Source organism: Streptomyces sp. ADI95-17 (assembly GCF_003846175.1).
GTDB lineage: Bacteria > Actinomycetota > Actinomycetes > Streptomycetales > Streptomycetaceae > Streptomyces > Streptomyces sanglieri.
On sequence record NZ_ML123048.1, the window covers coordinates 696,577 to 718,151 of the forward strand.

General features: G+C 69.8%; 19 protein-coding genes. 3 read left to right on the plus strand and 16 right to left on the minus strand.

All coding sequences use genetic code 11. The annotated features are described in order from the left end of the window. The first annotated feature begins 25 nt into the window (after positions 1–25). Positions 26–2,518 (plus strand): ThuA domain-containing protein, encoded by a 2,493-nt coding sequence (locus tag EES42_RS26145; protein WP_124720691.1) that lies wholly within the window; start codon positions 26–28, stop codon positions 2,516–2,518. Continuing rightward, positions 2,515–4,755 carry an OmpL47-type beta-barrel domain-containing protein gene (locus EES42_RS26150; protein WP_124720692.1) on the plus strand — a complete coding sequence of 747 codons (2,241 nt, stop codon included), beginning with the start codon at positions 2,515–2,517 and terminating at the stop codon, positions 4,753–4,755. Before EES42_RS26145 ends, EES42_RS26150 begins: the two co-directional genes overlap by 4 nt. Positions 4,756–4,767: 12 nt before the next feature. Here the strand turns inward: EES42_RS26150 and EES42_RS26155 are convergent, their stop codons facing one another. Both EES42_RS26155 and ligD read right to left on the minus strand, forming a co-directional pair. After that, entirely contained in the window at positions 4,768–5,859 is a 1,092-nt protein-coding gene (locus tag EES42_RS26155; RefSeq protein ID WP_124720693.1) for an ABC-2 transporter permease, read from the minus strand. Further along, positions 5,856–6,887 carry a non-homologous end-joining DNA ligase gene (ligD, locus tag EES42_RS26160; RefSeq protein ID WP_241196588.1) on the minus strand — a complete coding sequence of 344 codons (1,032 nt, stop codon included), beginning with the start codon at positions 6,885–6,887 and terminating at the stop codon, positions 5,856–5,858. Before ligD ends, EES42_RS26155 begins: the two co-directional genes overlap by 4 nt. 76 nt (positions 6,888–6,963) lie before the next feature. Between ligD and EES42_RS26165 the strand changes: the two genes are divergently transcribed. Beyond that, the gene (locus EES42_RS26165; RefSeq protein ID WP_124720694.1) at positions 6,964–8,031 is read left to right on the plus strand and encodes an ATP-dependent DNA ligase; all 1,068 of its coding nucleotides are present in this window, start codon (positions 6,964–6,966) and stop codon (positions 8,029–8,031) included. Here EES42_RS26165 and EES42_RS26170 read toward each other — a convergent pair. The 14 genes from EES42_RS26170 to EES42_RS26235 form a co-directional block, all read right to left on the minus strand. Continuing rightward, complete coding sequence (locus EES42_RS26170; RefSeq protein WP_124720695.1) at positions 8,014–9,225, minus strand: lytic transglycosylase domain-containing protein; 1,212 nt, start codon at positions 9,223–9,225, stop codon at positions 8,014–8,016. The two genes, EES42_RS26165 and EES42_RS26170, sit on opposite strands and share 18 nt — an antisense overlap. A 23-nt stretch (positions 9,226–9,248) precedes the next feature. Then, positions 9,249–10,004, minus strand: a complete 756-nt coding sequence (locus tag EES42_RS26175) for a hypothetical protein (protein ID WP_124720696.1) — start codon at positions 10,002–10,004, stop codon at positions 9,249–9,251. A 66-nt stretch (positions 10,005–10,070) separates the two neighbouring features. Then, on the minus strand, positions 10,071–10,568 hold the full coding sequence (locus EES42_RS26180; protein WP_124720894.1) for a nuclear transport factor 2 family protein: 498 nt from the start codon (positions 10,566–10,568) through the stop codon (positions 10,071–10,073). 88 nt (positions 10,569–10,656) lie between these two features. Then, positions 10,657–11,259 (minus strand): hypothetical protein, encoded by a 603-nt coding sequence (locus EES42_RS26185; protein ID WP_124720697.1) that lies wholly within the window; start codon positions 11,257–11,259, stop codon positions 10,657–10,659. A gap of 23 nt (positions 11,260–11,282) precedes the next feature. After that, positions 11,283–11,804 (minus strand): hypothetical protein, encoded by a 522-nt coding sequence (locus EES42_RS26190; protein ID WP_124720698.1) that lies wholly within the window; start codon positions 11,802–11,804, stop codon positions 11,283–11,285. Then, positions 11,801–13,063, minus strand: a complete 1,263-nt coding sequence (locus EES42_RS26195) for an MCE family protein (protein WP_124720699.1) — start codon at positions 13,061–13,063, stop codon at positions 11,801–11,803. The genes EES42_RS26190 and EES42_RS26195 overlap by 4 nt, the downstream gene beginning before the upstream one ends. Beyond that, complete coding sequence (locus tag EES42_RS26200; RefSeq protein ID WP_124720700.1) at positions 13,060–14,232, minus strand: MCE family protein; 1,173 nt, start codon at positions 14,230–14,232, stop codon at positions 13,060–13,062. The genes EES42_RS26195 and EES42_RS26200 overlap by 4 nt, the downstream gene beginning before the upstream one ends. Further along, positions 14,229–15,338 (minus strand): MCE family protein, encoded by a 1,110-nt coding sequence (locus EES42_RS26205; RefSeq protein WP_124720701.1) that lies wholly within the window; start codon positions 15,336–15,338, stop codon positions 14,229–14,231. Before EES42_RS26205 ends, EES42_RS26200 begins: the two co-directional genes overlap by 4 nt. A gap of 1 nt (position 15,339) precedes the next feature. Then, positions 15,340–16,359 (minus strand): MCE family protein, encoded by a 1,020-nt coding sequence (locus EES42_RS26210; RefSeq protein ID WP_124720702.1) that lies wholly within the window; start codon positions 16,357–16,359, stop codon positions 15,340–15,342. Further along, entirely contained in the window at positions 16,356–17,387 is a 1,032-nt protein-coding gene (locus tag EES42_RS26215; RefSeq protein WP_124720703.1) for an MCE family protein, read from the minus strand. The genes EES42_RS26210 and EES42_RS26215 overlap by 4 nt, the downstream gene beginning before the upstream one ends. Continuing rightward, complete coding sequence (locus EES42_RS26220) at positions 17,384–18,685, minus strand: MCE family protein (protein ID WP_124720704.1); 1,302 nt, start codon at positions 18,683–18,685, stop codon at positions 17,384–17,386. Before EES42_RS26220 ends, EES42_RS26215 begins: the two co-directional genes overlap by 4 nt. Continuing rightward, the gene (locus EES42_RS26225) at positions 18,685–19,488 is read right to left on the minus strand and encodes an MlaE family ABC transporter permease (protein ID WP_072485014.1); all 804 of its coding nucleotides are present in this window, start codon (positions 19,486–19,488) and stop codon (positions 18,685–18,687) included. Before EES42_RS26225 ends, EES42_RS26220 begins: the two co-directional genes overlap by 1 nt. A 3-nt stretch (positions 19,489–19,491) precedes the next feature. Beyond that, positions 19,492–20,352 carry an MlaE family ABC transporter permease gene (locus EES42_RS26230; RefSeq protein WP_124720705.1) on the minus strand — a complete coding sequence of 287 codons (861 nt, stop codon included), beginning with the start codon at positions 20,350–20,352 and terminating at the stop codon, positions 19,492–19,494. After that, the gene (locus tag EES42_RS26235; protein WP_124720706.1) at positions 20,349–21,344 is read right to left on the minus strand and encodes an ABC transporter ATP-binding protein; all 996 of its coding nucleotides are present in this window, start codon (positions 21,342–21,344) and stop codon (positions 20,349–20,351) included. Before EES42_RS26235 ends, EES42_RS26230 begins: the two co-directional genes overlap by 4 nt. Positions 21,345–21,575: the final 231 nt, after the last annotated feature.

A 21,575-nucleotide genomic window follows, 5' to 3' on the forward strand; every position in this document is an offset into this window, starting at 1 on the left:
TGACCAAAGAGGGGTGGGTGACCACATGCAGCGCGCACCACATCACAGGTCCAGATCGCGACGCGGACTCGCGGCGGGCCTCGCGGCCGGCGCACTGACCGCTTCCCTGCTCGGCGCCAGCACGGCCGAGGCCAGGCCCTATCCGGAGCCGCCCGGCTCCCTGGCGACAACGTTGTCCCTGCCGTCGCCGCCGGGCGGCGCCGACGTCAAGGTACTGGTGTTCCACGCCTCGGCCACCGAGGAGTCCCCGACGGTGGACGCCGGGATCGCGGCGATCGAGAAGATCGGCCTCACCGGCCCGGAGTCCGGCCGGTTCAAGACCGTCGCCACCGACGACCCGGCGGTCTTCACCAACGGCAAGAGGCTCGGCAAGTTCAACGCCGTGGTCTTCCTGACCGGCGGCGGCGACGTCCTCGACCCGGAGCAGGAGGCCGGCCTGGAGGCGTACATGGAAGCGGGCGGCGGCTTCCTCGGCATCCACGACGCCGCGCGCACCGAGCCGTACTCGGACTGGTTCACCGGCCTGGTCGGCGCCCGCCCGGCCGCCGACAGCCCGGCCGCCGTACAGCGTGCGACGGTCGAGATCGGTGACCGGCAGCATCCGGCGACCAAGAACCTCCCGCTGGAGTGGAAGCGCCCCGACAAGTGGCTGAACTGGACGAAGAACCCGTCCGGCGACGTGCACACCGTGGCCCGGGTCCGCGAGATCACCTACAAGCCCGGCGCGAGTGCCAACGGCTGGGACCACCCGGTCTCCTGGTGCCGCGACTACGACGGCGGCCGGTCCTTCTACACGGCGATGGGCGGTACCGCCGACAGCTTCGCGGAGACCGACTTCCGCGACCATCTGCGCGGCGCGCTGGACTGGACGACCCGGATCTCGCAGGCCGACTGCAAGGCGACGATCGACTCCAACTACAAGGCCGAGCGCGTCACCCAGCCCAACCAGCCGGGGCAGAACGACCAGATCGGCGAGCCGCACGGCCTGGTCACCGCCCCCGACGGACGGGTGCTGTACATCGGGCGCGGCGGCGCCGACAGCAGCAGGCCGGTCGTCACCGACTGGAACGACCCGGACATCGGCAAGGGTCTGGGACAGATCCACGTCTACGACCCGAAGACCAGGAAGGTCACCCTCGCCGGTGAGCTGACGATCTTCGGCAACAAGGGCGGCGGCGACGAACTGATCAAGGTCGAGGAGGGGCTGCTCGGCATCGAGCTGGACCCGGACTTCGAGAAGAACGGCTGGGTGTATCTGCACTACACCCCGCACTCGAAGCTGGACCGTGACAAGCAGATGGCGGTGCGCCAGGTCTCCCGCTTCACCATGGACCTGACCACGAACAAGCTGGACCTGTCGTCGGAGAAGGTGCTGCTGCACTGGCCTGTCCAGGTCCACAGCTGCTGCCACGCGGGCGGCGGGATGGCCTGGGACTCCAAGGGCAACCTGTACATCGCGACCGGTGACAACAACTCCTCCGGCTTCAGCGACGGTTACTCCGGGAACAACCCGCAGCCGAACTACAAGGGCGTCTCGTTCGCCGATGCCCGCCGCACCGCGGGCAACACGAACAACCTCAACGGGAAGATCCTGCGGATCCACCCCGAGGACGACGGCACCTACACTCTGCCCGAGGGCAATCTCTTCACCGGCAAGGAGCCCGACGAGGGCGGCGGCAAGACCCGGGGCGAGATCTATGTGATGGGCGTGCGCAACCCGGCCCGGATCTCCGTCGACAGGTCGACGGACACGCTGTACGCGGGCTGGGTCGGCCCCGACGCGGGCGCGCCCTCCACCACCTGGGGTCCGGCCAAGTACGACACGTTCGCCGCGATCACGAAGGCGGGCAACCACGGCTGGCCGTACTGCATGGGCAACAAGCAGCCCTACCGGGACCGCAATCTGCCCGACCCCACCAAGCCGCTCGGCTGGTACGACTGCGACCATCCCAAGAACGAGTCGCCGAACAACGACGGCCTGGTGAACCTGCCGCCGGTCACCGCCAACACCATCTGGTACTCGCCGCAGGGCGGCGGCGTGGACTACCCGCGCGACGCCAACGGCATCCCGAGCTACAAGGTCGAGGACCAGAAGCAGTTGCTGCCGTGGCTCAAGGGCGGCGGCCAGGCCACGATGAACGGCCCGGTCTACCGGTACGACGCGGCGAGCACCAGCGCCGACAAGTGGCCCTCCTACTGGGACGGCAAGTGGTTCGTCGGTGACTTCTACGACGACACCCAGCCCCGGCACGCCGTGCTCACCGACCCGAAGACGGTCGGCAAGGGCGGCCTGCCGACCCACGCCGAGTCGCTGCGGAAGATCATTCCGGTCGGGGCGGACGGCATCCGGAACCTGATGGACTGGAAGTTCGCCCCGGACGGTTCGCTGTACGTCCTGGACTACGGGCGCGGCTTCTTCACCTCCGACTCCAAGTCCGCGCTGTGGCGTGTGACGTACAAGGGCGGCGGTCCGACCCCGGCCGCCGGGGATCTGGCCAGGAAGGCGGCAGTGCAGTGAGACATCGTCCGGTTCTCTCCCGAAGGCGGTACCGCCCCGCCAGGCTGTGGCTCGCGCTGCTGGGTTCGTTCCTGATGGTGCTGGGGCTGACCTCGACGGCGGCCTACGGCCGTACGGCGGCTCCCGGGGAAGCGGATGCGGCGGCCGAGCAGGTTCTCACCTGGACCGCGGGCGACCCCATCGACCACTATCTGTCCGCCCCGAAGACCGCGGTGGCCGGCAGGGCGACCATCGTCTTCGAGAACAGCGCGGCGACCGGCAACACCACCGGGATGCCGCACACCCTCACGTTCAGCGTCTCGGACCCGGAGTTCAACAACGATGTCGCGCTGAACATCCTGGCCAACCCGGGCGACGACCAGGGTGGCAAGCACACCGCCGAGGTCACGCTCACCCCCGGCCGGTACTTCTACCACTGCACCATGCCGGGGCACGAGGCGATGCAGGGCATTCTCACCGTGACCGACGGCGGTGGCGGCGAGGACACCACGGCGCCCGGCACGTCGGCGAAGGTGGACGGTGACAAGAACGCCGACGGCGCGTACATCGGTCAGGCGACGGTCACCGTCTCGGCGACCGACGACGGTTCCGGCGTCGACACCGTCGAGTACGCGGTCGGGGCGGACGGCGCCTGGCAGCCGTACACCGCACCGGTCGTGGTCGACGAGGTCGGTCCGCACACGATCCGCTACCGGGCCACCGACAAGGCCGGCAACGCGGCGGCGGAGAAATCGGTCGACTTCGCGGTCGCCGCACCGCCGACGGACGACAAGACCCCGCCGGAGACCTCGGCGACCGTGTCCGGCGAGAAGGACGACCAGGGGCGGTACCTGGGCATGGCGACGGTCACCGTGACCGCCTCCGACACCGGGTCCGGCGTCAACACCATCGAGTACGCGGTCGGGGCGGACGGCGCCTGGCAGCCGTACACCGCACCCGTGATGGTGCACGAGACCGGTACGCACACGGTCCGCTACCGCGCCACCGACAAGGCCGGCAACGCGGCGGCGGAGAAATCGGCCGACTTCACCGTGGTCGCACCGCCGACGCAGGACAAGACCCCGCCGGAGACCTCCGCCAAGGTCGAGGGCACCAAGAACTCCGACAACGCCTACATCACCAGCGCCAAGGTGACCCTCACCGCGACCGACGCGGAATCGGGCGTGGACAAGGTCGAGTACTCGCTCGACGGCGGCCCGTACCTCGCGTACACCACCACCGTCATCGTCGACCGGGTCGGCTATCACACCGTCGCCCACCGGGCGACGGACAAGGCCGGCAACACATCCGTGGCGAAGCAGGTGTCGTTCACCGTCGCGGAGAGCGGGGGCGTACCGGCGCCGAACTGCCCGGAGTTCGACGAGCGGCTCACCGTCATCGTCGGCACGGTCGACACCGGTGTCCCCAACCGCATCACGGGCAACCGCTGCACCATCAACGAGCTGATCGAGGACGAGAAGGACTGGTCCTCGCACGCGCTGTTCCTCAAGCACGTGGACGGTGTCCTCGACAAGCTGCTCACCGCGGGTGTGATCGACGCCCGTGAGCACAAGAAGATCTACCGGGCGGCCAAGCAGTCCGGCATCGGCGAGCCGGGCCAGGACGAGGGCTACCGGAAGCTCTTCGACGGCACGGCCGAGTCGCTGGCCAAGTGGCAGCAGGTCGGCGGCGGGAAGTTCGGTCTCAACGCGGACGGCTCGATCACCAGCTCCACGACCGTGGACGGCATGGGGATGCTCTGGTTCCCGGGCCGGCAGTACGGCGACTTCTCGCTCAAGCTCCAGTGGCGCGACGACGCCCCCGGTGCGGGCAACGCCAACGGCGGTGTCTTCGTCCGCTTCCCGAACGTCCACGACAACCCGGAGGAGTCCCGCCCGGAGTGGGTCGCCATCAAGTACGGCCATGAGGTGCAGATCCTCGACAGGCCGGACGGCGACATGTACAAGACCGGCTCCGTCTACGGCTTCGACCGGGTCGGCCTGGCCGGCGCCGGGGTCACCCCCAAGGGCACCTGGAACGACTACGAGATCCGGGTGGTGGACCAGCACTACTCGATCTACCGCAACGGTGTCCTGCTGAACGAGTTCGACAACGACCGCGGCCAGGTCTTCGAGCCGCCGCGGGGCGACGACCCGGGCACCGACGGCAGGCGGTACTCGTCCGGCTACATCGGACTCCAGGTCCACAGCACCTCGGACGTCATCTCGTACCGCGACATCCGTATCAAGGAGCTGTAGCCCGGGACCGGTTCAGGTGGCCGTGGCCGCATGCTGAGGCATGTGGTCACGGCCTCCCGGGTGCCGGTGGCGCCACACCCAGAACACCGTGCAGGAGACCACCGCCCAGGCGCCCAGCACCAGATACGGAAAGATCCGCTGGTGGCCCTGGTAGTACACCGCGGTGTGCTGGGCGTTGACGGACGCGCCCGGCGGCAGCCAGCGTCCGATGTGCCCGAGCACGGACGGCAGGAGCGGCCAGGAGACCGCCCCGCCGGACGACGGGTTCCCCAGGAGCACCATCACTCCCCAGGTCGGGATCATCGCCCAGCGCCCCATCAGGGTGTTGAACATGGAGAAGACCATGCCCGAGGTGAACATCGTGAACGCCAGGATCATCCAGGACTCGAAGAACGGCAGGTCCACCGCGCCCAGCCACCAGTCCACCACCGCGGCGATGGCGAAGCCGCCGAGCAGCGAGTAGCCGATGGTGAAGGCGATCCGTTCCAGCGGGATCAGGGCGCGGGCGTGCACGCTCAGCTGGATCGCGCCGACGAAGCCGATGATGACCGCGGCGAGCGAGATGTAGAACAGGGCGAGACCGCGCGGGTCGCCGCGTTGCAGGGGCTTGATGTCCCGCACGGCGACCGGCTCCCCGGTCTCGGCCCCCACCTTCACCGCGGACTCCGCGAGCAGCTGGGCGACCGCGGCACCGGAGGCGCTCGCCACGTCCAGCGAGACACCGCGGTCGCCGGCCCGCATGATCGCGAAGACCTCCTGTTCCTCCAGTGCTTGACGGGCCTGCGCCCCGGTCGCGAAGACATGGATGTCGAGCGAGGCGTCGAGCGCCTTGTCCATCGCGGCGACGAACTCCTTCCCGCTCTCCGTCGCCGGCCGGCTGACCACGGCGGCCGGGATCCGGTGCGGGGTCGGGTTGGCCATCGCGTAGGTGTAGGAACCGGCGAAGAGCCCGGCGGCGGCCGCCAGGATGAACACCAGGACGGTGGCGGGGAAGTAGGGCGAGTCCTTGTAGGCGGCCCATTTCTGGCCCCGGGTGAGCGGTCTGCCGTGCGCCCCGTGCGCCCCGTGCGGCGCGGCGTGCTCCGCGTCGTCGGGCGCGCTCATCCCGCGGGGTCCTCGTCGTGCCGGGCCCGGCTCGGCTGGACACGTTTCGGCTCGCCCGGCATCTTGGGGTACTCCGGCGGGTACGGCATGTCGCCGAGTCCGCGTTCCCGCTCGTCCCGGTCCGCCAGCTCCAGCAGCCCGTCGAGCCGGAAGGCGTGGTCGTCCATGTCCGCGTGCACATCGCCCACCTCGGCGTAGCGCTTCGGCATGGTCCTGATGTCGAAGTCGCGCGGTTCGGCGTCGTCGATCTCCTCCCAGCGCAGCGGTGCGGAGACCGGGGCGTCGGGGCGCGGGCGTACGGAGTAGGCGGAGGCGATCGTGCGGTCGCGGGCCGTCTGGTTGAAGTCGACGAAGATCCGCTCGCCGCGCTCCTCCTTCCACCAGGCCGTGGTCACCCGGTCCGGCATACGGCGTTCCAGTTCCCGCCCGGCGGCGATGGTGGCCCGTCTGACCTCGGTGAACGTCCACTCCGGTGCGATCGGGACGAAGACGTGGATGCCCCGGCCGCCGGAGGTCTTGGGCCAGCCGCGCAGCCCGTGGCCGTCGAGCACGGACCGCAGCTCGTGGGCGGCGCGCACCGCGTCGGCGTAGTCCGTGCCGGGCTGCGGGTCGAGGTCGATGCGGAGTTCGTCCGGGTGGTCGGTGTCGGCGCTGCGGACCGGCCAGGGGTGGAAGGTGAGCGTGCCGAGGTTGGCCGCCCAGATGACGGCGGCGAGCTCGGTGGGGCAGATCTCGTCGGCGGGCCGGCCGCTCGGGAAGGCGATCCTGGCCGTGGGGATCCAGTCGGGAAGGTTCTTCGGGGCCCTCTTCTGGTAGAAGAACTCGCCCTCGACGCCGTCCACGAAGCGCTGCAGGGTGGTGGGCCGGTCGCGCAGGGCCCGGGTGATGCCGGCCCCCACGGCCAGGAAGTACTCGGCCACGTCCCTCTTGGTGTAGCCCCTCTCCGGGAAGTAGACCTTGTCCGGATTGGAGAGCCGTACGGCCCGTCCGCCGGCTTCGAGCTCCACTGCTTTCACCGCTGCACCCATGACGGTCACGGTAGGCCGGGCTCACATATGGCGCATATCGGGAGACTTGTGCCAGGTGATGCGTGAGAATCGGCCCATGGATCTGCCGGTGATGCCTCCCGTGAAGCCGATGCTCGCCAAGTCCGTGTCCAGGATCCCGCCGGGCATGCAGTACGAGGCCAAGTGGGACGGCTTCCGCGCGATCGTGCACCGGGACGGCGAGGAGGTGGTGATCGGCAGCCGCACCGGCAAGCCGCTCACCCGCTACTTCCCCGAACTGGTCACCGCCGTCCGGGACAATCTGCCGCCGCGCTGTGTGATCGACGGCGAGATCGTGATCGTGTACGAGGGGCGGCTCGACTTCGACCGGCTCAGCGAGCGCATCCACCCCGCCGATTCCCGGGTGCGGCTGCTCGCCGAGCAGACCCCGGCCAGTCTGATCGCCTTCGACGTCCTGGCGGTGGGAGACGATTCGCTGCTCTCCACCCGGCAGTCCGACCGCCGCGCCGTACTGGAGGCGGCCCTGTCCGGCGCCTCGGCCCCCGTCCACCTCGCCCCGGCGACCACGGACCCGGCGCTCGCCCAGGAATGGTTCGAGCGGTACGAGGGCGCGGGGCTCGACGGTGTGGTGGCCAAGCCGCTCGATCTGCCGTACCGCCCGGACACCCGGGTGATGTACAAGATCAAGCACGAGCGGACCGCGGACTGCGTGGTGGCGGGGTACCGCTTCCACCGGAGCGGTCCGGTCGTCGGCTCGCTGCTGCTCGGCCTGTACGACTCCGCGGGCGTGCTCCAGCACGTCGGCGTCTGCGCGGCCTTCTCGATGAAGCGCCGCGAGGAACTGGTCGCGGAGCTGGAGCCGCTGCGCGTCGGCTTCGCCGGTCACCCGTGGGCGGCCTGGGCCGATGCCGAGGCCCACGAGCGGGCCCGGCTGCCCGGGACGCAGAGCCGCTGGTCGGGGAAGAAGGACCAGTCGTGGGTGGCGCTGCGCCCGGAGCGGGTCTGCGAGGTGGCGTACGACCACATGGAGGGCGACCGTTTCCGGCACACCGCCCAGTTCCGCCGCTGGCGGCCGGACCGCACCCCCTCCGGTTGCACGTATGCGCAGCTGGAGGAGGTGGTGCGGTACGACCTGGCCCAGGTGCTGTCAGCCGGTGGACGCTGAGCCGGACGGTGTGGCGCACGGGTCCTCGGTGGCGCTCGGGTCGGGGTCCGGGGACTCGGCCGTCCCGGTCGGGTCGGGTGACGGTGACGGTGATTCGGTGGGGCAGCCGGGGCCCGGCTCGGTCGTGCCGGGGTCGGGGCTCGTGCCGGGGTCCGGGGTGGCCGGTCCGCTGTCGGTGGGATCGGGTGATCCGGTGCCCGGGTCGGTGGGGTCCGGGGAGAGGGTGGGGTCCGGGGAGCCGGTCGGTGATCCGGAGGGCTTCGGGGTGGTGGACGGCGAGGGCTGGTGCGAGCCGCCGGGCTGCGGGCCCACGATGATGCCGCCGTCAGGGGCACCGGGGCCGCCGACCGGGTGCTTCGGCTTGTTCGGTCCGCCCGCGCCGGGGCTCCTGGGCACGGTGCCCTTGCCGTCGGCCACCGGATGGATGCCCTTGCGGTAGAACTCCAGCCAGGACAGCACGGTGCGCAGATAGGTGTCCGAGTGGTTGTAGCTGAGGATCGCCCTGTCCAGATCGGCCTTCACCGACAGATCGCGCGGTCCGGCGCAGAGGTAGTGTCCGGCGGCCAGTGCGGCGTCGTAGATGTTGTTGGGGTCGCGGCGCCCGTCACCGTTCCCGTCCCGGCCCCAGTGGGCCCAGGTCGACGGGATGAACTGCATCGGGCCGACCGCCCGGTCGTAGCGCCGGTCGCCGTCGTACGCGCCGCCGTCGGTGTCCGGGATGTTCGCGAATCCCGCCCCGTTGAGCACCGGTCCCAGGATCGGTGAGAGCGTCGTGCCGTGGGCGTCGACCCGGCCTCCGCCCGCCTGGCCGGACTCGACCTTGCCGATCGCCGCGAGTAACTGCCACGGCAGCCGGCAGCCGGGGTCGGTCCGCCCGAGTGTGCTCTCCGCCTTGCGGTAGGCGGCGAGCACCGTGGCGGGGATGCCCGCCTCGGACCACGAGCGGGCGGCGGCCGGGCTCTGCTTCTTGCCGGCCTTCGGTGGCTTCGGCGACTGCAGCGGCGGCAGTTCGGTGTGGTACGAGTCGTCGTTGGGTACGTGCGACCACTTGACCTCGTCGGTCTCCGGACGCTCCTTCGGCGGCGCTTCGTGAGCGACGGTTCCCGGTGCCTGGGACGCGGTGAGCGCGGCCATCGCGGCGACCGCGACCGCCGTGCCGCCGAGTCCGCGGCGCATCGTGCCGTTGAACCTCATGCGTGCTCCCCTCTCCCCCCGGGTCACCGGGTGAACGTATCGATGGCGGAGATCCGCCAGGTGTCGCCGCGGCGAACGGCGTCCACGGCGAACATGGCCGCCGCGTAGGTCGTCTCGTCCGACTTGCCGGTACGGGTGTTGCTCTGGTCGGCGAAGATCAGCAGCCGGGCCCGGTCGCCGTCCAGCAGCTCCACACCGCTGTCGGTGACGGTGGTGGTCAGCACGAGCTTCTGCTTCTGCCCCTGGGCCCGGACCTGGGCGAGCATGTCCTTGTGCTGCTGCACCGCCTTGCCCACCAGATGCGTACCGGCCGCCTGTTCGGACTTCTCGGGCGAGGCGTAGTCGTAGGAGAAGACCGCACCGACGGCGTCGGCGATCTGGCCTTTCACCTCGCTGGTCCGGCCGATGTCGGTGAGGGCGGTGTTCTGCCGGGACGGCTCGTCGCGCAGGCTGCCGGCCGAGGCGAACGCCCAGGCGGCGAAGGCGCCGAGCAGCACCGTGAGGGCGCAGAGCACGGCGGGCAGCCGGACCCGGAGGCGGGAGGGCCGTTCGCCCTTCGGTTCGTTCTTCTCCGGGGCCGCTGCCGGGCCGGCGTCGTCCCCGGCCTCGTCCTGCGCGGCCTCGTCGTCGGTGCCGGTGTCCTTCGCGGACGGGTCCGGCGCCGGTGCGTCGAGTGCGGTGTCCGGGGCCGCGGTCCCGCGCGCCGGGGCGGCGGCGCGCTCCGCGGCGACGGTGGCCAGGCGGCGCTGACGGTTGACGAGGTGACGGGTCGTCGACATGTCCGGTGGTCCTCTCGGTGGCGGGGTGGGAGTCGGTGGCGTGACAGGCGGTCGGGCGACCGCCTCTCAGCCGGCCGTGTTGCCGACGGGTGCCTGGCCGAGGGCGCTGAGCTTCCACCCCTCGGAGGTACGGCTGAGCCGGCCGAGCATCCGGCTCTCCTTCACCGCGGGCTTGCCCTTCGGCGCGGTCACGGTGACCCGCAGCGCCACCATCACTCCGGCCTTCCCGGCCCGGTCGTCCAGCTCGGTCACCGCCCCGGACAGGATCCGGGCCGTGCTGACCGTCTTCGCCTCCTGGATCTGCTTCACGAACGCGTCCCGCCCGTCGACGAGTTGCTGGTGCAGATCGCCGGTGGTGGAGTCCTCCCAGCTGTCGAGTCCCTTCGCCAGCTTCCGGTGGTCCAGCGTGTTCATGTTCTGTACGGCCTGCTCCCCCGCCGCCAGTGCGTCGTCGCGCGCCTGCGCGTACGCCGCCGACTCGTCGTGCGCGGCCTCGTAGCGGGAGACTCCGCCCCAGGCCGCCGCGCCGGCCGCCACGACGGTCAGCACGACCGCCGCCGCCATCAGCGGGTTCCTCGTGATCCGTACCCGTGCCATTGCTGTCTCTCCCCTGCCGGCCGATCCGTACCGAGTTGCGCGTGTGTGGGTACTGCTATCTGGAGGTGATCTCGACCACGGTCCAGTGACCGTCCCGCAGTTGGGCGGTGACGGAGAGCTGGGCGGCGGCGGTGGTGGCCGGCTTGCCCTCGCGCTCGTAGACCTGGTCGAGGAAGACCAGCAAGTGGGCGCTGTTCTCCGTCAGCCGGGTCACCCCGGCGCGCACGACATGGGTGGTGAGGGTCAGCTTCTGGTCGGCGGACTGCTTCTCGACCTGGCCGAACAGGGCGGCGTACTGCTGGAGCGCCTTGCCCGCGAGCAGTTGCTTCGCCGACTCCTTGGTGACGGCGGTGGCCTGCGGGCTGTAGGAGAAGACCTTGCCGAGCGCGTTGCTGACATCTCCCGCGACCCGGGTCGTCGCCTCGCTGTCGGTCAGTGCGCGGTTGGCGGTGGCGGGGGTGTCGCGCAGCGCTCTGCCCTGGGCGAAGAGCACCCCGCCGGCCACGAGGAGCACGACGGCCAGGACCGCCGCCACGACGCGGGGCCACCGCCGGGCGGGGGCGGGCGGGTCCGGCTGCCCCTCGTCGGTGACGGCACCGGGCTCCGCCGCGGCCTCCTCGTGTTCCTCGACGTCCCGCGCGTCCACGTCCGTGCTCACGACCGCCGAACCTCCCCGCTGTTTCATGCGCCGCTCCCGACCGGGATCGCGGTGAGCGCCTTGACCTTCCAGCCGTCCGCGGTCCGGGACAGTGTGGCCTCGAAGCGCTTGCGTTCGGTGCCGCTCCTTCCGGTGCGCGGGGTGACCTCGACATCGACGGTCGCGATCAGCTCCGCCGTCCCGGTCCGCTCGTCGAGCGCGGTGAGCGCCGCGTCGGTGACCTTCCCGCGTGCGGTGGCACCGGACTTGGTCAGCTCCTTCGCGTCCTTGCTCCGGGTGCGTGCGAGCTGGTCGTGGAGCGGACCGGTCGAGGAGTCGAGCCAGGCGCCGAGCCCGGCGTCCACGGTCCGGGCGTCCTTGGCGTCGAGGCTGTTCAGCCGGGCCAGGTGGTGCTTGCCGTCGGCCAGCGCGGCATCGCGGCTCTTCGCGTACGCCAGGCTGTCGTCGCCGCGCGCCTGGGCGTACGACCAGCCGCCGAGGGCGCAGATCAGTACCGCGGCGAGCAGCGCCGCCCAGCCGGTCAGGGTCCTGGTCCGGGGCGTCATCGGCCGCCTTCCTGTCCGAGTCCGAGCAGTCCGGCCATGCCGTCGTCGGCGGCCGGGGCCCGGCCGGTGACACCGAGCGCCCCCGGGAGCCGCTTCTCGGATCCGTTCCCCAGCAGCATCGAGCCGGGCCGGGCGGGCTCGGGCACGGCGCCGCCCTCCGGCGCGTTGGCGCTGCCGCGGACGTTGATGCCGGTGCCGGGCGAGGAGGTGCAGCGGGCCTTGGTGTTGACGGACGGGCCGGCCGAGGTGTCCAGGCCGCTGCGGTAGACGGTGCCGCCGTATCCGGCGGTGCAGGGCAGGGGTTCGAAGAAGGTGACCGACATGCCGAACCGGGCGCCCTTCTCGTCGATCGCGCTGGATCCGGCGGCGGCCACCGCGGGGAGTTTCACCAGGAGTTCCTCGATGCCGCGCTGGCGGGTGACGGCGACCTCGGAGGTGGTGAGGAGGTTGGCGACGACGACGCCGAAGCTCGGGTCGAGATCCCGCAGCAGTCCGCTGATCTGTCCGGTCGCGTCGGGGGCGACCGCGATCAGCTTGCGCAGATCGGTGTCGGATCCCTTGAGCTGTGCGGCCAGTTCCTTGGCGCCGGATGCGAAGCCCTTGAGTGCTTCGCCCTGTTCGGCCTGGGTGCGCAGTACGGTCCGGCCGTCGGCCATCAGCCGGGTGTTGACGGGCAGGGCGTCGTCGGCCGCCTGTACGAACTCGCTCCCGGTGTCCAGCAGTACCTGGAGGTCGTCGCCGCGTCCCTCGAACGCGGTGCCGAACTCGTCGACGACCGTGCGCAGGGATTCCAGGTCGACCGAGCCGGCCAGGTCGTTGACGCTGGTGAGGACGTTGGTGACGGGGGCGGGGACGGTGGTGTCGGCCTGGTCGATGACGGAGCCGTTCGCCAGGTACGGGCCCTCGGTGCGGGTGGGCCGCAGGTCGACGTACTGCTCGCCGACCGCGGAGAGACTGGCGACCACGGCCTTGAGCCCGTCGGGGATCTTCGGGGCGTCCTTCTCGATGCGCAGTTCGGCCTCTACCCCGTCGTCGGTGAGCTCGATCGGCCCGACCCGGCCCACCGAGACACCGCGGTAGGTGACGTTGGAGTGGGTGTACAGCCCTCCGGTGCGCGGGAGTTGGACCTTGACGGTGTAGTAGCTGCGCAGGCCGATGTAGTGGCCGAGGTCGGCGTAGCGCACTCCGAGGTAGCCGAGTACGAGCACCGCGATGATCAGGAAGGAGATGTTCTTGAGCCGGATGGCGAGGGTGATCATCGGCTGCTCCCGTTCGTGCCCGCCGTCGGTACCGCGGGGAGGGGCAGCGGCAGCGCCCGGCTGGTTGTGCCGGTCCCGGTCCCGGTTGTGCCGGTCCCGGTCCCGGTCCGCGGCGGGACCGCCGGGACGATCGGCGGGACGATCTGTGTGCCGGGCATGGCCGTCACATCCAGGTAGACGTTGAGGTAGTCGCCCTTCACCCCGCGCAGCACCTCGTCCGTGAACGGGTAGGTGAGCAGCACCTGGAGGGAGTCGGGCAGGTCGCGGCCGGAGTCGGCGAGCGCCTTGAGGCTGGGGGCGAGGGCCTTGAGGTCGGCGATCATGTCGGCCTTGCTCTTGTTGACCGTGTCGACGGCCACGGTGGAGAGGGTGTCGAGCGAGCGCAGCATGGTCAGGAGCGAGCCGCGCTGCTTCTCCAGGACCTTCAGGCCGGGGCTCAGCCCGGTGAGGACCGTGCCGACGTCCTGTTTGCGGGTGGCGAGGGTGGCGGAGAGCCGGTTCACCCCGTCGAGGGCGTCGGTGATGTCCTTCTTGTGGTCGTCCAGGTCGGTGACGAGGGTGTTGACCCGGCCGAGCATGGAGCGGATCTGGGGTTCGCGTCCGGCGAGTGCCTTGTTGAGTTCGGTGGTGATGGTCTTGAGCTGGTTGACGCCACCGCCGTTGAGGAGCATCGACAGGGCGCCGAAGACCTCTTCCACCTCGGGGTTCCGGTTGGTCCGGGTCAGCGGGATGCGGTCTCCGTCGGCGAGCCTGCCCTGTGCGGTGCCGCGTGCCGGGGCGGCGAGCTGGATGTACTTCTCGCCGAGGAGGCTGGACTGTTCCAGGTGGGCGTAGGCGTTGGCGGGCAGTTCGACCTTGCCGTTGACGCGCATGGTGACCTTGGCGTTCCAGCTGCCGGAGCCCAGGGAGACCTTGGTGACCCGGCCGACGGCGACATCGTTGACCTTGACCGATGCCTGCGGGGCGAGGCTGAGCACGTCGGCGAATTCCGCGGTGATCTCGTACGGGTGGTCGCCGAGGTCGGCGCCGCCGGGCAGCGGCACCTGGTCGATCCCGGTGAACGACGGCAGGCCGGAGGAGGTCACGACGAGGGCCAGGCCGACGCCCACGGCCAGCACCGCGGCGATGCCGGTCGTGCGGGGCCCGGGTCTGCGCAGCGCACGGTTCATCGGTTCGCCCCCTTCTTTTCCGTGACGGTCTTCGCCGGGGTGCCGTAGACGGTGCCGACGGCGGGGAGCGGCAGGGTGGGCAGCGCCTTGCGGCGTGCGCTGTCCACGGGGGTGAGGCCGGCGAGTCCGCTCGCCTCGGTGAGCGGTCCCATGGAGAGCTCGTTGAGGTTGGTGCGTCCGTTGAGGGTGCGGTTGACCGGGTCGTAGGCGTTGACGACGTTGCCCGCGGCGAGCGGCAGCGTGTCCATCGACTCGGCGAGCGAGGCCCGCTGGTCCACCAGGGTCTGGGTGAGCGGCACCAGGGCGTCGACGTTCGCCTTCAGGGCGCCGCGGTTCTTCTGGATGAAGCCCTTGACCTGGCCGAGTGCGGTGCCGAGTTCCTTCAGCGCCGCGCCGAGGTTCTCCTTGTCGTCGGCGAGGAAGCCGGTGACCGAGTTGAGCTGCTGTTCGGCGGCCCGCACATTGCCGTCGTTGTCCTTCAGCATGGTGGTGAAGGTCTGGAGGTAGGACAGCGTGGCGAAGAGGTTGCCGCTGCTTCTGTCGAGGGTCTTGGTGGCCTTGCCGAACTGCTCGATGGAGTCCCCGATGGCCTTTCCGTTGCCGTCGAGGTTCTTGGCCCCGGTGTCCAGGAGTCCGGAGAGCGCGCCGTCGGCGTTGGCTCCCTCCGGGCCCAGGGCCTTGGAGAGCTCGGTGATGGAGTCGTACAGCTGGTCCACCTCGACGGGGGTGGCGTTGTTCGCGGCCGGCAGTACGGCGCCCTCCGCGAGCTCCGGTCCGCCGTCGTAGGCGGGGGCGAGCTGGACGTAGCGGTCGGCGACGAGGCTGGGGGCGACGACCACGGCGTGCGCGGCCTTGGGGACCTTGACGCCCTTGTCGACGCGCAGGATCACCTTGACCTCCTTGCCCCGGGGCGTGACCGATTCGACCCGGCCGACCCTGACGCCGAGGATCCGCAGGTCGGATCCGGCGTAGACGCCGGTGGCCTGGTCGAAGTAGGCGGTGACGGTGGTCGTTCCCTCGTCGTCCATGGCCATCACGCCGGTGGTGGCCGCGACGGCCACCACGGCGAGTCCGGCGCCGATGCCGACGATGCGCTTCATTCTCATGTCAGCGGCCGCCTTGCTGCTTGGGTGGCTTGCACTCGGCCCCGGCGGGGGTGCCCGCGGGCACGTACTCCTTCGGGACGACTCCGCAGACGTAGTTGTCGAACCAGCGGCCGCTGCCGAGGGTGTTGCCGACGAGCCGGCTGTACGAGCCGGCCAGCGAGAGCACCTTGTCGAGGCTCTTGCGGTTCTTCACCAGTACGGCGGTGACCCGGCCGAGCGAGTCCAGGGTGGGCTTCAGCTGCTTGTTGTTGTCCTTGACGAGGCCGGTGAGCTGGGTGCCCAGGTTCCGGGTGCCGGTGAGCAGCAGGTGGATGGAGTCGCGGCGGGCCTGGATCTCGCCGAGGAGCAGATTGCCGTCCTTCAGCAGGATCTCGAAGCTGCTCTTCTTGCCGGCGAGCGTCTTGGTGAGCTGCTTGCTGCCCTTGAGGAGGGTGGCGAGTTCGGCGTCCCGTTCGGAGACGGTCTTCGAGAGGGCGGAGAGCCCCTCGGCCGCGCTCTTCACGTCGGGCGGGGAGTCCTTGAAGGTGGCGGAGATCGTCTCGAAGCTCTTGGCGAGCTGTGCGGTGTCGATCTCGCCGATGGTCTCGCCGAGTCCGTTGAACGCCTGGGTGACGTCGTACGGGGAGGTGGTGCGGCTCGCCCGGATGCGCTCGTCCGGGTCCTGCGGGGCGTTGCCCAGCGGGTCGACGGCGAGGTACTTCTCGCCGAGCAGGGTCTTGATGGCGATGCCCACGGTGGAGGAGTTGCCGATCCAGACGTCCTTGACCTTGAAGCTGACCTTCACCTTGGGACCGTCGAGCGAGACTCCGGTGACCTCGCCGACCTTCACTCCGGCGACGCGTACCTCGTCGCCCTCGCTCAGTCCGGCGGACTCGGTGAAGTCGGCGCTGTAGGTGGTGCCGCCGCCGATGAAGGGCAGTGAGTCGACGCGGTAGGCGCCCAGGCCGACGAGGGCGAGGACGAGCAGTCCGACGACGGCCACGGCGACGGGGTTGCGTTCCCGTACGGGTTTGATCCTCATGACTGGCACCTCGGCTTCCTGACCTCGATGCCGGTGGGCGGGGCACTGCCGTCCTCGGTCGTCACTCCGCTGACCTTGGCCTCGCAGAGGTAGAGGTTGAGCCATGAGCCGTACGAGGTGAGCCTGCTGATCGCCGCCATCTTGGCCGGGGTCTTCTGCAGGAAGTTCTCGATCTGCGGGGTGCCCTTGCCCAACTGGTCGGAAAGGCGCCCGAGTTGCTTGATGTCGCTCTTGAGGGGCGCCCGGCCGTCTTCGAGGAGGTCCGCGGTGACGGTGGTGAGCGCGCCCATGGCGGTGACCGCCTGGCCGAGCGGCTTGCGGTCGCCGGCGAATCCGGTGACGAGCTTCTGCAGGGTGACGACCAGGTCGTCGAATCCGGCCTCGCGGTCGTTGACGGTCTTCAGGACCGTGTTGAGGTTCTTGATCACCTCGCCGATCACCTTGTCCTTGGCGGCGACCGTACCGGTCAGCGAACCGACGTGCGAGAGGATGCTGTCCACGGTGCCGCCCTCGCCCTGGAGCACCTGGACGATGGAGCCGGCCAGCTGGTTGACGTCGGGCGGGGAGAGCCCTTCGAAGAGTGGCTGGAAGCCGTTGAAGAGCTGGGTGAGGTCGAGCGCCGGGGTGGTGCGGGAGACCGGGATGGTCGCTCCGGCCGCGAAGCTCCGGCCGACCGGCCCGGCCCCCTGGTCGAGGTCGATGTAGCGCTGGCCGACCATGTTGAGGTACTTGATCGAGGCGGTCACCGACGCGGGGAGCTTGCGCCCCTTGCGGACGGCGAAGCCGACCTCGGCGAGCCTCTTGTCGGCCACCCGGATGGATTCGACCTGTCCGACCTTGACCCCGGCGATCCGGACGCTGTCGCCGACGACCAGTCCGGTGGCGTCGGTGAACCTGGCCTTGTACGTGGTGGTGTCGCCGACGCTCGTGTTGGCGATGGAGAGCGCCAGCACGGTGGTGGCCAGCGCGGTCACCAGGATGAAGACGATGGACTTCGTGAGCGGAGCGGCGAGAGAGCGGCGCTTCACTTGAGCTTCACCTCCGCACCGCGGAAGGCCGGACCGATGAGCACGCTGCTCCAGTCGGGCAGGGTCTGCGGCTGGACTTTCAGTGAGGGAGCGACCAGCTCGTTGACGAGCCGGCTCTCCTGCGGGGAGTTGGGCATGCCGAGACCGGACTTCGGTTCCGACGGCGCGGCGCCGGCCGGTTCGCCGGCGGGTGCGGTGACCGGCGTCGCCGAGCGGGTGTCCGCGGTCGGTACGGCCCTGCCCACGTACGGCACGGAGTAGCAGTGCGGTCCGCCGGTCGCGCCGTAGACCGGGGTGTCCTTTCCGGGCAGGTACTTGCCCTTGGACTTCACGGGCTTGACGGTGACGTGGAGTCCGGGCTTGTCGGTGCCCTTGCCGAGCGCCTTGTCCATGGCCGGGACGAAACCGGCCATGGTGCGCAGGGTGCAGGGGAATTCGGCGGAGTACTTCGCCAGCAGTTCCAGCGTCGGCCTGCTCTCGGCGGAGAGCCGGATCAGGTTGTCCTTGTTCTCCCGCAGGAACGAGGTGAGGTCCTGGGCGGAGGCGGTCGTGGACCCGTACAGCCCGGCGAGCTGTGCCTGCTGTTCGGCGATGGTGCCGCTGGTGGTGGTGAAGTCGGTGAGTGCGTCGAGCACATCCGGCGCGGCGTCCCCGTACACCTTGCTCACCTTGACGAGTTCCTTGATGTCGGCGTTGAGCGTGGGGAGTTGGGGGTTGAACTTCGCCAGGTGGGCGTCGAGCGTGGCGAGGGTGTCGCCGAGCTTCTCGCCGCGTCCTTCGAGGGCCTGGGAGACCGCGCCGAGGGTGGCGGCGAGCTTCTCCGGCTTGACCGCGGTGAGCAGTGGCAGGACGTTGTCGAGGACCTCCTCCAGCTCGATGGCGTTGCTGGAACGGTCCTGCGGGATGACGGAACCGGCCCGCAGCGGCTGCGTGGAGGGCAGTTCGGGCGGTACGAGGGCGACGAAGCGCTCCCCGAAGAGCGTGGTGGGCAGCATCTGGGCCGTCACGTCGGCCGGGATCCGGTCGAGCTTGCCGGGGTCGATGGCCAGGGTGAGCCGGGCCCCGTCCCCGTCGGCCGCGATGTCGCGGACCTGGCCGACGACGACGCCGCGCAGCTTCACATCGGCGTTGTCGTGCATCTCGTTGCCGACGCTCGCGGTGCGTACGGTCACGGTCGCGTCGTCGGTGAAGTCCTTCCGGTACACCGAGACCGAGACCCAGACGAGCACGGCGGGCACGAGGAGGAAGGTGACTCCGGCGAGTCTGCGGCGGACGGTCTGCGTCCGGTGGGAGTTCATCAGCCGGCCACCTTCACCGTCGTGGTCGCGCCCCAGATGGCGAGGGAGAGGAAGAAGTCGGTGACGCTGATGAGCACGATGGCGTTGCGCACCGACCGGCCGACCGCGACCCCCACTCCGGCGGGCCCGCCGGTGGCGTGGAAGCCGTAGTAGCAGTGGGCGAGGATCACCATCACGCTGAAGATCAGCACCTTGAGCACCGACAGCAGCACGTCGTCCGGGGAGAGGAAGAGATTGAAGTAGTGGTCGTACGTGCCCGCGGACTGCCCGTTGAACAGGACGGTGATGTAGCGGGACGCGAGGTACGAGGAGAGCAGCCCGATCGCGTACAGCGGGATGATCGCGACGACCCCGGCGATGATCCGGGTGGAGACGAGGTACGGCATGGACCGCACCCCCATCGCCTCCAGGGCGTCGACCTCCTCGTTGATCCGCATCGCGCCGAGCTGGGCGGTGAAGCCCGCGCCGACGGTCGCGGAGAGCGCGAGTCCGGCGACGAGCGGGGCGATCTCGCGGGTGTTGAAGTAGGCGGAGATGAAGCCGGTGAAGGCGGAGGTGCCGATCTGGTTGAGGGCCGCGTATCCCTGGAGGCCGACGACGGTGCCGGTGAACAGGGTCATCGCGACCATCACGCCGATGGTGCCGCCGATGACACCGAGACCTCCGCTACCGAAGGCCACTTCGGCCAGCAGCCGCTGGACCTCGCGCAGATAGCGCCGCAGGGTTCGCGGAACCCAGATCAACGCACGTACGTAGAAGGTGAGTTGTTCGCCGGATCGGTCGAGCCAGCTGAGCATCGACATCGGTCAGCTCCCCTTCGCGGGGACGATCTGGAGGTAGATCGCCGTGAGGACCGTGTTCACGAAGAACAGCAGCATGAAGGTGATGACGACGGACTGGTTGACCGCGTCGCCGACGCCCTTGGGGCCGCCGCGCGGGTTGAGTCCCCGGTAGGCGGCGACGATGCCCGCGATGAAGCCGAAGATCAGCGCCTTGACCTCGCTGATGTACAGGTCGGGGAGCTGGGCGAGGGCGGAGAAGCTGGCCAGGTAGGCGCCGGGGGTGCCGTGCTGGAGGATCACGTTGAAGAAGTAGCCGCCGAGCGTGCCGACCACGGAGACGAGCCCGTTCAGCAGCACGGCCACCAGCATGGTCGCGAGGACGCGGGGGACGACGAGGCGCTGGATGGGCGAGACGCCCATGACCTCCATCGCGTCGAGTTCCTCGCGGATCTTCCGCGATCCGAGGTCCGCGCAGATGGCCGAGCCCGCGGCGCCGGAGATCAGCAGGGCCACGATGATCGGGCTGGCCTGCTGGATGACGGCGAGGACGCTGGCGCCGCCGGTGAACGACTGGGCGCCGAGCTGCTGGGTCAGCGAGCCGACCTGGAGGGCGATGACCGCGCCGAACGGGATCGAGACGAGTGCCGCGGGCAGGATGGTGACGCTGGCGACGAACCAGAACTGCTCGATGAACTCCCTTACCTGGAAGGGCCGTCGGAAGACCTCCCGGCTCACGGTCGCGGCGAGGGAGAACAGCTTCCCGGTCTCGCGCAGCGGGGAGAGCAGCCGGTTCGGCGGCTTTTCCGCCGGACGCTTCGGCGCCTCCGCACCGGCCGCCTCGGTGGACGGCGGCTCGGGGGGCAGTACCGGCATGGGGACCGTCACAGGCGTTCACCGCCCATGGCCGGGGTGTAGCTCTTCATGATGGCCGTGCGGGCGGCCTCGGGCAGCTGGCCCATCATCGACAGGACCCGTTCCCGGCGGCGCAGCGCGGCCTGCCGGACGGGCATGCCGGGCGAGGGCTCCAGCTGGGGTACGACGGTGCGCGGCGCGTTGGCGGAGCTGATGCCGACCCCGTAGCCGTTCATCTCCTCCTCGGCGAGGGTGGCGGCGTCCTTCTCCTCCGCCATCCCGATGGGTCCTTCGCGGCGTCCGGCGAGGAACTGGGAGACGACCGGCATGTCGCTGGTGAGCAGCACCTCTCGCGGTCCGAAGGTGACGAGGTTGCGGCAGAAGAGCATCCCCATGTTGTCCGGGACGGTGGCCGCGATGTCGAGGTTGTGGGTGACGATCAGCATCGTCGCGTCGATCTGCGCGTTGAGATCGATGAGCAGCTGGGAGATGTACGCGGTGCGGACCGGGTCGAGTCCGGAGTCCGGTTCGTCACAGAGGATGATCTGCGGGTCCAGGACCAGGGCGCGGGCCAGGCCGGCCCTCTTGCGCATTCCGCCGGAGATCTCGCCCGGCAGCTTGTCCTCGGCGCCGAGCAGGCCGACGATGTCGATCCGCTCCATGACGATCCGACGGATCTCCGATTCCTTCTTGCGGGTGTGTTCACGCAAGGGGAAGGCGATGTTGTCGAAGAGCGACATCGATCCGAAGAGCGCGCCGTCCTGGAACATGAGCCCGAAGAGTTTACGGGTCTCCATGATCTCGCGTTCCGGGCTGTTCACCATGTCGACGCCGTTGATGAGGACGCGCCCCTGTTCCGGCTTCAGCAGACCGATGATGGATTTCAGGAAGACGGTCTTTCCGGTGCCGGAAGGCCCGAGCATCACGCTCACCTCGCCGGCGGGCAGCGTGAGGGTGACGTCCTGCCAGATGTTCTGCTTGCCGAAGGACTTCGTGAGGCCCTCGACGACTACTTCGATTCCCATCGGCCCTCCTTCGAAGTTGTTGTGAACGAAGTCATCTGTCAGCGCTCCGGCTCTCAGAAATGCGTTGGCGGCTCGTCACACATGCACCAGGAGGCGCACGCTATGTCCGCCGAAACCGCCAGGACAAGCCGTTGAACAGCGGAAATCGACGAACCGGTCTCTCGGTGTGGATCATTTGTCACCGAGTGACAAAGCCGGATGCGGGCTTTGTCGAAATCTGCGCAAGGTTTC